The sequence below is a fragment of the Ochrobactrum sp. MYb379 genome, from assembly GCF_037479515.1.
Taxonomy (GTDB): domain Bacteria; phylum Pseudomonadota; class Alphaproteobacteria; order Rhizobiales; family Rhizobiaceae; genus Brucella.
Genome location: NZ_JBBGYW010000010.1, coordinates 124837 through 135323, shown reverse-complemented (window position 1 = coordinate 135323; position 10487 = coordinate 124837). Strand labels below are relative to the sequence as shown.

Genomic DNA, 10487 nt, shown 5'->3' with positions numbered 1-10487 from the left:
TACATTTACATCATCGAGTAATACTACGAAATTCGATGTAAGCAAAAGTAACGTAGACAAAAGATCAACGAGTAGCACGCTCTATGTCAATGCAACATTGAACAATGACGGAGGCCTAGAAGCCTTAGCCTATTTCTCTGACACCGTTAAAGAAGATGCAGTTACGATTACCGCAAGTCTCCTCGACAACCAGCCTACCCAACCGCAGGATGCTCAATTTAGCTTTAAAGAAATTGCTTACAATCTTACCCTGAAAAAGATCAGCGATGGCGCTGCAGCCGATGGTATCGCACAAGACAGCGCATCAGTTATCATCAAGGACAAGAACAATAATACGCCTACCAGCGGAACATTCATCATTACATTTACATCATCGAGTAATACTACGAAATTCGATGTAAGCAAAAGTAACGTAGACAAAAGATCAACGAGTAGCACGCTCTATGTCAATGCAACATTGAACGATGACGGAGAACTCGAAGCCTTAGCCTATTTCTCTGACACTGTTGAAGAAGATGCAGTTACGATTACCGCAAGCCTGCTCGACAATCAGTCAACCAAAACGCAGGATGCTCAGTTTAGCTTTAAAAGTGACAAATGGCTGCTAACTGCAAAAGATGCATACAGTTATGCCCAAGCAGATGGTATACAAACCAACATTATCGGGGTTAACATAAGCCTGAATGGCAAATCGGTACCAGAGGGCCTAAATCCTATAATCCAGTTAGAATTAGATAATAGCGATGTTTCTTTCGATCTGAAAGCTGCACTGCCCGGCTCCACATCTTCTAAGTATCTGATCAAGGCTAGACCTAACGATACAGGCGATTTCAACGATTGTTTAGTAGGCTTTAAAGCAGACAAGCCTTGCTCAGTAAACGTTTCGGTTAGCGTACCCAGCGTGAAAGAAATAAAGCCTCAATCTATACCTTTTTCTTTTCGACCAAACTATATACTTAAGTTGGAAAAACAAATTGATAATCAGAAAAATGACGGTAGTGATAACTCTTTGGTTGCCAAAGTAACAACAAATGACCCTAACGGACCAAATAAATCTTTCTTAATTCGATTTTACACTGAAAATAGTGACTTTGTGCTTTTCGATATGGCGGGTGTCGATATAGATAAAAGCCGATCAAGGCCGACTGATATATATGTCAAGACTAGATTTATTAATGATAAGGATCCCTATCAGTGGGTACAAGCTGGGTTTTATAGCTACAGCCCTGGAACGGTAACTATTCGCGCTCAAATATTCGGGTATTACAATTCAGACGCCCAAAAAAGTGAAGATTTCACTTTTATAGACTATGATCCGAACCAATTTGTGTTCGATAATAACATCTTTCGCTCGACCGAAAATGTAACGGCATACTATAAATGTTTAGATACAAAAGGTAAGCCAATTATTGGGAAAAATATTATATTCGCCATATCGGATGCGAATTTTTATATCAACAATACCGATAAGCCCGTAGAAAAACAGACAGACTCCAACGGCATTGCCCAAGTTCAAATCGGAGGATTGTATACAGGGGTAAACGAAGTAACAAATCTGGAAATATATGTAGACAATTTACCAGAATATAAAAAATTGTTTTACTATAACTCGTCACCGTTCAAAATAAGTATAGGTGAACCAGAAAAAGTCGGATCAGAAATTCTCTGTAACTTAACGCGCTTTCCGCCGGGAGACGATCCGATACAGGTCCAGCTTTCAATTGTAGATGAATCTCTTACCCCAGACGAAGACGTATATTTTGTTCTCAATAACTCAAACAAGATGACGGCAACGGTACTTTCAACACCTTACAACGTCAGCTTAGCGTCTCGAAAAAGTAAAACCTCTAGGCTCTACGTATCTTTCAAAAATGGTGACGATGAGCAGTATAGAAGTGTACCTATCGTTTTCGAGTAGACAGGCCAATAGGGGTTTGATGGAAAATACGCTCTTCCAGCAGCATGTACCTGGCAGCATGAATATGTCGATCACGCCACTGTTGCGATAAAGACAGCACTAACGTAAGTAAACGTTTACGGTCACCCTAAGCCCCAAACTCCCCCAGTCCGCGGGGGAGTTTGGGGCTTTTGATCTGACCTTATGAGGCGCATTTTTCTAGCGCGATTTTCATGGCGAACGTGTTGAACGTGATGTGGCCCGCAGAAGAATGGGGTCTGCTGCGGCTATAACCCTTCGTTCATGCGGTGATTTTGATACCAGTGTGAGCGAGTGTATCGATGCACTCGACGCGGAAGCTGACATTGGAGCTCTCGATGAAACGGTTCCTGGCAGGTTTCCCAAGCGCAATCCAGTGACGATCCACTTTGGTCCAATCCGTCCATCGCGAACAGCGTTGATAGTGAATTCAGCCCCGTAACACCTCGGGAATGGCGCCCGTGTTTAGGCTGTGTTTGGCCGTAATCTGGCAAAGAATGAATGCTATCAGATATTTACTCAACGGCTCGTCGTTAGATTTGCTTTACTGTCGCACCCGATTCTGATGCCATACCGATGTCGAGGATGGTCCTGGCCGATGCGGGCGACCTATCGCGTTTCAATCACCACCGCTATTTTCGGAAGCTTTGGGACATGGCTCTGACAACTATCCGATCACGCACGTTTCGAGATCTGGCAAAGCCCTCCAAATATGGAAACGCGCGATCGAGCCAGACCTGCGGATGGTGGTTCAAGTTGCTTTATTGTTGCACCCCAATAGCTTTTGAGACAGATCTGAGCGCTACATTACAGAAGATCCATGCGACCCCAATTTTACGCCGCAAAGCTTTTAGCAATCGCCGCCAGAATGCCTCGAAACGAGCATACAGCAGCCATAACTAGCGAAACATATGGATGTGTTACAAACTTATCGTCAATTGATGAGCGCATAGTCTTTCGGCTTTTAATCAGCCGAGTTTTTTGAATGTTCAAAGACCGTCATTCTTTTGTGGGTTTGAGTGTACCTGTTGACCCTGAGCAATCTGAAAGAAATGCTAGCGGAACGGGACATTGATCTCGATCATTTAACTGTCCATCGTTGGGTCATCTGTTTCAGCCCCAAACTGCTTGAGCGTTTCTATCGGAAGAAGCGTCAGGTCACACGCAAATGGAATCTCGGTGAGACGTACATCAAGGTCAAATGCGGGTGGCTGAACTTATATCGTGCGTGCGCCAGCAGTGGCGATACGGTTGAATTCTATTTCAGCGAAGACAATAGTTTGAGCACTGCCAAACGCTTTATAAGCAAAGCTCTGGCCCAACACGGTAGGCCAGAGCGAATAGTCATTTATGGAAATGAGGCCAACGGAATAGCTATAATGCAATGCGATACATAGAGCCTATTTAGACAGACTGGCAAACCGATTGCCATTCGTTCCAGCAAATATATGAACAATACCATTGAGCAAGATCATCGCTGTATCAAACGACGCACTCGCCCCATGCGGGGTTTCAAGTCCGAAACCGCAGCCGACATCACACTCGTAGGCATCGAACTCATTCACATGATGCGCAAACAGCAAGGCCCCTTCGTCGCTGCAACTGTTCTTTCTATCAAACAGCAGTTCGAAGCACTCGCTGTATAATCGCGTCCAGAGCCAAGCCGTACTCCGTCCAAATTAATTGGTTGTAAAACAACCGTTTATGACGAAGGCTTTTCAACACATTGCTCAACAACTTTCCCAATAGCCATTCTCTCAAAGCATCTGCTGGATTCTTAATAAAGTGGTGAGAGACTAAAACACTTGAATCAAATGTTTAAGCGAAAGGCCGCTAGGCCTTTCGCTGTGATTGCTTGTGTCATGTTCAGGTAACATCAATTTGCCAGATTTATAGGATTTTACTTCAAACAGGAACGCTACCGGTAAAATGACAGAAAATGCTTAAGAAATGGCCTGGAAACTTGCATTGGGGGTCGAAGCCGAATCCTTACTTGCTTTGTCCGAAATACGGAGAAATTACTATAGTAAATCATTGTTCAATTTCTTTAAATATAATATTTGATTATTGATCTTAATATTTATTTTGTATTTATTATTAATAAATACAAATTGAAATTCTAATTATAATTTCTTTGGTCGAAGATGTGGCGGAACATATGCTGGTCTGTTCGACACATCTATCACAATTGGCTCATCTATCACATTTGGCTCTATGTCATAATAAGTTTGATAAATATTTGCAGGAATAAATGTGAATCCATACAATCTCGATGCCTCATAGCGATGGTTGCCATTAAAGATACGAATTTTTCTAAGTTTATGATTTCCATCATAATGTTCTGTTACATCTATAGGATCTATTAATTTATCTTCATTCATTCTATCAAAATAATAATCCACTCTTGCTTTTGCTACACTCCGACTTTTGGATAAATCTGAAATCTTCACCCATGTAGAATAATTTGTTCTAGGCCTGTAAGAAGAAAACTCAGTTTTATACACTGGCTTTGTTGTATTTTTTATTTTATTAGCTTCTTCATCAAGTCTAAGCGAATGCTCGTTCATGTCTTCAAAATCAAAATTAAAATAAGATTTATTTTTGCCTATTCGTATATCATGACTTTTATTAATTGCTGAACTTAATGAAGTGCTGGGACCCGTATTTTTGGACGGACTCAAAGATGCATATACCGGTGAATTCTTATTATCGGGAGTGGAAAGTGATTCATAATATTTTATTTTATCTTTAACGCTACTTGGGGTCGGCTTGCTAGTTGGGGTCGGATCTGGTGACTTGTATTGTGGAGCAGATACTGGAGTCTTCTGTCTGTAAGCAACTACTTGTGCTTGGTTCATTGAAGGCGCATCGGCTTCCATTGCCGCCTCTGTAGCCATTTCATCCAGCATCAGTTCAATGGTGGCTAACTCCTCAGCCATCTCATCTTCACCAAAATGCCCCGTTGGATCAGTGCTATTGATAGGATCACCGGCACAATATGCGTATGGGTTTATGCCGCCTAGTCCGAAGGGGCTCATGCTGTCTGGCGATGTAAAGCGCCGCAGTGATGGTTGGTACAGGCGGTAGCCATTGCCTAAGTGATAGCCATCAAGCAAGTTGCTCTTGCGCTGCCCGGTATAGCCGATTGTGCTTGGTGTTTTTTGGTCTGAGGGTATTTCACCGTAAGGGCTATAGGCAATGTCATAATGTTTGGTATCAGCATTCGCATTGTCGACGCTTAAGACAGAACCATTGGCCTCTGATCCGGAAAGCCAGACACCAGCGTTTTCTCCTGTGCGCACCTGTGCAGCGCCGCCGCCCACAAAACGGACAGTGTCAAGTCCCTGTGATTGGTTGACAAGCGAAGAGCCACGATAAACGAATACTGTGCCGCCTTCGGATATAATCCTGTTTGCCGCATCATAGAAGAAATCGGTTTTCTTGCCGTCTTTTTCAACGGAGCGCAGATAACCAAGGTTAATGCCGGTATCATAAGTAAACTGTCGTCCTGATGCGTCCGCCACAAGATTGCCAGCCGCGTCATATTGATAGTTTTCTGTGGGGTAATCACTGTTTGAATGCGTAACCGAGCTCAATTGGCAAGGATCATTCATGTTGGTGTATGAATAGGTAGCAGTGTCTGGATCTCCACCCTGAAACGTTGTCACTGACTGGGTGATATTGCTGTAAACATCATAGGTAAATGTCTGGCTGGTAATTTCTTTGCCTTTTTCGTCCTTGATCAAGTCGCTGCCAGCGCATGTATAGCCAATCAGTCGATTGCGCTCGTCGTAGGTATAGGCCTCGGTGCGCACAGCGGCAAAGGTTCCGCTAACATTGCGCTTCATGACCTTACTGCTGAGTTGATGGTTCAGGTTATATGCTTGTTCAAGCCTCCAGCTGCTTTGATTTGAACTGCTGTCGACCTGACGGGTTTGTTCCCGGCCCAGTGTATCCCAGCTGATTGTTGTGGTCAGTGTAGCGTTTGTGAGTTTGTCGGTCGTTGTCGATTTGTAGACACGTCCAAGCGCATCATAGTTGAGAGACAAGCTGACGTCTGCGTCAGCGGCCTGCGTCGGGCGGCCATAGGCATCGTAAGCCCCGACTTCCCATGTCTTCCCCATAACATCTGTATAGCTTTTGGCCCGGCCAGCGGTTGTGTAGCTATATCCTGATGGATTTTGTTGCTGTGAGAAGGTCTCGCTTAACAGCCGCCCAACTTCATCGTAGCCGTTTGTTATGACTGCGGGGTTTAAAGGACAGGAGGCAAGAGTGCTGGTCGCAGTCACCAGTTGGGCCTTATCACTATAGGTAAATTCAACGTGGTCATCATTTGCTGTTTTTTTGAGGATTGCTCCGCCAAGTGCTGGCTCATACTCAAAATCAATGACCGGTGTTATGAACGGTGAGGTTACAGTGGCTGGCGCAGTCAGACTACCATGCGCCGTATCATAAGTTGCGGACCAACTGCGGCCGCCAACCGTCAAGCTGGTTACACGGCCCATCCCGTCAAATTCGCGCGTGCCCATGGATACATCATTGACCTTAATATCGACAGCAGCACTCGATGCGGAGGAACGGTCGTAAATTCTTTTGATCATATCATTTTGGGATGAAAGTCCTGTAGTACCTGAATCCGCAAATATTGGTCCTCTTGTAATATCCACATTGCTGTATGAATCTCTGATTTCATCTTTTAGAAGGCCAACAGAGTGTTTTCTGTACGCAGTAAAATCGACGGTTTTTTGATCTTTAGAGTCAGATACATTTTCTGCTCGAATAGTGTGAGAAGTAGATCCTGTTGGAGGGACATTTATGGAAATGATTTGCGACCAATTTCCTGTGTCTGAAACTTGAACCGGCACGCCATTGGGGGCATCATCAGCATAAAGTTCGAGAGCGCTACTAGGCTTGGCCGTGCCGCTAACAGTGAGAGGGCAAGCCTGTGATAGATTTGCGGGCGAGTACATTGGCATTTGCACAGTACCGCCGTCGAGGGGGTAACCAATACTGATGACTTCTGGTATTGCGACCGCTTGTTTTCTCTGTGCACTAAAGTTTACGGTTTTGCGCTCATTGACATCGGCAGCCAGAATGGTGTGAGAAGAAGATTCTGTTTGAGGGACACTTATGGTAACATTTTGCGACCAATTTCCTGTGCTTGGAACAGCAACTTCATAGCCAGCATCGGGTTTGCCATCAGCATAAAGGGTAAAAGTGATACCAGGCGTAGCCGTGCCGGTGACAGTGAGAGGGCAATCCTGTGATGGATTCGTCGGATCGTAGGCTGGCATTTCAACATTTTCGTTATTCTGGGGGTAAAGAATATTGATATTTGCCGATGGTGTAACGGGTTGTTTTCTAGACGCATAAAAGGTTACGGTTACCTTGTCATTCGTGTCGGTTGCATCTTCTGCACAAATAGTGTGAGGATCATCCCCCGTTTGAGCGACACTTATGCTGACGTCTTGCGACCAATTTCCTGTGATTGGAACTTGAACCGGCACGTTGGTATCAATGCCATCAACCAACAATCTGAGTTGGGCTTCGGGAGTTGCTGTACCAGAAACAGTGAGAGGGCAACCCGCTGATGGATTTGCCGGATCGTAGGCTGGCATTTCAATATATTCATTACTTTTGGGGACTTCAATACTGATGCTTGCCGGTTTTGTACACGCAGGTAATGTTGTGGTAATTGCGCGCCCAAATATGTCGTAATTAAAAGTTAACGACCGCATCAACTCATCGGTTGAGGTGCGTAATTGCTTCCACCCATCATATGTCTGTATCTTTTTACTATATGGATTTGGTGATGTACTATCGGGTTCAAATAGCTCAGCTGTAAGCGTGGCATTCGCGATGTTGATCGTAGTCACGATCTTACTCGATTGAATAGGGTTGGGGCCAGGACTTTCGCTATAGGTCGTTTTACAGCCGAAGATTGGATCGTTGATGCTGTAATTCTTGACGCCGTCAGGAGATGTCACGCAATCCATTCGCCCCCAAACATCATAGTGATAGGCTGAGGTTATTGTGTACAATGGCTCTGGATTTGTGCTTTCCGAATAATCTTTAAGCGTACTGCTTTCCAGACGACCGGCATTATCGTATTTCCTCGTTCCCATTACCTGCCAGAGGGAGGATGCAACGTTTAATTTGACTTCGCCCTGTATTGGTTTGCCCGCACCGTTGGCCGTAACGCGAGCTTTATTTCCAAGACTGTCGGTCACCGTACTCACTATACCGGAATTGCTAATATCATACTCGAACTGTCGCGTGTCGGCATATTCTCTGCCAGCTGCGGTGGTGGCAGTCAGGATGCGGCCAAGCATGTCATAGGTCGCCTGACGTTTAACGCCTAATGCGTTGGTTGTCTCCGTGACGAAGCCACTGAAACGCGAACACTTCTGCGAACTTGATGTCGCCAAATTATCCCAGGTTGTGACGGTCGAAGTGGTTTCCAGAGTGTCGCCATTAAGAGCGCGGGACGTTGTGGAGGTTGTACTGAAACTCTGCGCGGTCTTAGGATCGGCACTGTTTGTTGGCACACCATCATTCGGATAATGGGTATTCACGGTGTTAAACATCAAACCGAATTCATGCATAGATCCATTGCCGCCGCTTAGCGTCGCGGTTTTATCGGCATATTTATAATTCAACGTATTGAGCAACTGCTCGTTATTATCAGGGTTGTCGTAGGAGCGTTCTTCGGAAATAAACACGGCAAAGGACGTATTGCGATCCGGGTCTGACTGTGACAGCAGCTGTGTCACGGAATCCGGCATAGAATATTGGGTGTATGAATACCGTGTCTGGGATGGCTTTTCATCTCGAGCAATGGAACGTGGTGTAACCGTCTTTGATTTTAAGAAACGCCGTATCTGATGGTTTCTATTATAGCTATTGGGGTCCGCAGGGCAGCCATAGCCTGTTGCAGCATCATAATCTGTCTCTAGATCGGCTGCATAATATTCGTAAACAACGGTCCCCAATTGGGTCGTTGATCCGTTCCCATCTGTATATGAAGCAGACGTTGTCAGAATATTTGCATTATTGTCATAAGTAAACGATGTCGTGGCTGTGGTTTGCGCAAGTTGGCCAGTGTTTATATCCCTCCGATATAAGCAAACGGTCGTTTGCTTGGGACATTCAAAGTTCGCTGCCTGGCTTTCAAATCCTCCACCGGGTTTGGAATAATACACAGTGTTCTTTGCGACACAACAATTGTTCTTACTGTTCGTCTGCCCGACTAATTGATGAAAACAATTAAATTGCCGATCAATTCGGGTTTGAACGCCTACATTATCGGTATGGGTCTCCCGCGTATAATAAGAATATTGGGGGTCCGAACAATTATAAAGTGCGTCTACTGTTGGGTTTCGAGCATGAATGGCCGCTGCTGAATAGCCCAGAAAGTTATGACTGTTGCGAAGACCATAATCATAGTGAACAGAATAGGTTGGCTGGTCGCCTCCGGGGACATGTGTGAAGTCCGTCACATAGGGATGCAGACTGGATTTCATATCAGTACGCATGCCTGCAAAGCGATGGCCCTTACTCTTCGAATAATCCACATATTCGCAGAACCCACCTGGATGGGTAATACTATTGGCGACCTGTCCCCACGGGCCAAGTTGGCTCAAATTCGTGTAACCGATCTTCCATTCAAGGCCGTCAGCGACATCGCAGATAACTTTGCTTAAGTAACGGCTGTCATTAAACAGAAGGCAGAAATTATATCCTTCAGGGTTTTCTTTACCCTGAGTAGCATTCTGGCGATCTGGCAGAATAGCGATCCGTGTTGCAAGGTTCTTCGTATCGGGATAGCTCACTCGTGCAATCACGACGCCGTTTTCGTCAGTGATGGATATGAGTCGAAACTGATTATTGATAAATTTCCAGTCAAAGCTCACATAATGACCATTCGCTGATACAATTTTGAGTGGAACTTTCAAAGAATTCATCGTACTTGGCTTAGACAGCAATTCAAAACTGCCATCCTTATAAATAACCTTGTAGTATTCATCCTCAAACTTCTGGACGGAAACCTCCTTCAGCTTCGCGTCTATCAAAGATAAATTGCTGGAATTTTCTAAAACCTTGTAATTCGATCCGCTTGCAAGCGACAGCAACGTGGACCGCTGTTCATACGATGTAAAACCAAAGCCAAAGCCTATGCCAAAACCAAGATCAGCCCGAGCCATTGGTGAATAACTCAGCATTAGCGGTATGTCTGGACCCAAACCATTATTGGCTGATAAAGTCCCAAAGTTGATATTAATAACAAATTGCCCTGTGCGGGGATCAACGCCACCCGCCACAGAGCCGACAAAATCAGTCGCTTTCGTGAAGATTTGAGAATAGGCACTCATGATCTTGGGCTCCCATAAGTATAATTAAATAATATTAATTTACGTATCGATTGAAGTAACTCTTATAAAAATCGAAGCCGTATTTTATCGCATAGCTGGATGTAGAGCGGTTATAGATAATCGCTCTGTAGTGCTAATAATCGATTTGAAGGATCTTCTACGAGCATTACGCCAGTTCT

At 44.6% G+C, this 10487-nt stretch carries 2 protein-coding genes and 1 pseudogene; 2 read left to right on the top strand and 1 reads right to left on the bottom strand.

Translation table 11 applies throughout. The features are described from left to right. The coding region (locus WH356_RS17490; RefSeq protein ID WP_339513074.1) for a hypothetical protein at nt 1-1918 on the top strand (1918 nt) is incomplete at its 5' end. Between the two features lie 1040 nt (nt 1919-2958). Then, nucleotides 2959-3582, top strand: a pseudogene (locus tag WH356_RS17485) (IS6 family transposase); the annotation flags it as partial. A gap of 477 nt (nt 3583-4059) precedes the next feature. On the opposite strand, the gene WH356_RS17480 reads toward WH356_RS17485, so the two are convergent. After that, on the bottom strand, nt 4060-10308 hold the full coding sequence (locus WH356_RS17480; RefSeq protein ID WP_339513072.1) for an RHS repeat-associated core domain-containing protein: 6249 nt from the start codon (nt 10306-10308) through the stop codon (nt 4060-4062). Between the last annotated feature and the right edge of the window lie 179 nt (nt 10309-10487).